The following is a 1,181-nucleotide window of genomic DNA, read 5'->3' on the forward strand; positions in this document are numbered from 1 at the left end:
CCCATCTTCCATGTGCCCTGGCCAAGCACCTGAACGGCTTCGCCGGAGGGCAGTTTGGTGGTTCTGATGGTCGGTGGCATGGCGGGCTCCAGTTGGGGCCGGATCGCATCACAGGCTGGGCGATAAATCCAGAGGCGTTCTCGCCGCGCTGGCGATGGCTGAAGACTTACTTCACCGGATGGGCGGCGAGCCAGGCCTGCATCTGCTTGATCTCTGCTTCCTGCGCGGCGATGACGCCTTCGGCCAGCTTGCGGATTTCCGGGTCCTTGCCATTGGCAAGTTCAACCTTGGCCATGTCGATCGCACCCTGATGGTGCGGGATCATGCCTCTGACGAAATCGACGTCGGCATTGCCGGTATAGTCGGACGCCATCATGTCGGCATGCATCTTGTCCATCGCCGCCTTGTAGCCTTCCGTCGAAGGACTGGTCGCGTCCGTCGCCATAGCGCCCATGTCGTGTTTCATCTCTTCGCTCTGCGCCGGAACGCTTTCGAGGAAGACGGCAACCAGCATTCCGGCCGCCATCAGCAGCAGCACGAGTTTTTTGGCGAAGGTCATACATGGTCTCCTGTTGGATGGGTTTCGTATTTGGGGGCTTGGATCAGAGTTTCAATGTTCTCAGCCGCAATGCGTTTGCGATCACCGACACCGAGGACAGGCTCATCGCCGCCGCTGCCAGCATCGGCGACAGCAGCGTGCCGGTGAGCGGATAGAGCACGCCGGCGGCGACCGGCACGCCAAGCACGTTGTAGAGGAAGGCAAAGAACAGGTTCTGGCGGATGTTGCGGATCGTCGCCTGAGCCAGCGTGCGCGCCCGCACGATGCCGTTGAGGTCGCCTTTGACCAAGGTGATGCCGGCGCTTTCGACGGCGACATCGGCGCCGGTGCCCATGGCGATGCCGACATCGGCGGCGGCAAGGGCCGGTGCATCGTTGACGCCGTCGCCGGCCATGGCAACGCCGGTGCCTTTTGCGCGCAGTTCCTCGACAAGGGCTGCCTTCTGTTCCGGCAGCAGGCCGGCGCGGACCTCGTCGATGCCGAGGCTTCTGGCGATCGCGTTGGCCGTGCGTTCATTGTCGCCGGTCGCCATGATGATCCGCAAGCCGCTTTCATGCAGCGCCTTGATCGCCTCGGCCGTCGTTGTCTTGATAGGGTCGGCGACGGCCGAGGCGATCAAGGC

The 1,181-nt window shown here is 63.0% G+C and carries 2 protein-coding genes; both read right to left on the reverse strand.

The genetic code is table 11. From position 1 onward, the window contains the following. Positions 1-166 precede the first annotated feature (166 nt). A complete protein-coding gene (locus ENZ74_RS32375) occupies positions 167-559 on the reverse strand; it encodes a DUF305 domain-containing protein (protein ID WP_013528057.1) in 393 nt (130 codons plus the stop codon). Between the two features lie 43 nt (positions 560-602). Continuing rightward, a partial coding sequence (locus ENZ74_RS32380; protein WP_127313313.1) for an HAD-IC family P-type ATPase occupies positions 603-1,181 on the reverse strand: 579 nt, incomplete at its 5' end.

Origin of the sequence: Mesorhizobium sp. M7A.F.Ca.CA.002.15.2.1 (assembly GCF_003998715.1) — a bacterium.
GTDB lineage: Bacteria > Pseudomonadota > Alphaproteobacteria > Rhizobiales > Rhizobiaceae > Mesorhizobium > Mesorhizobium ciceri.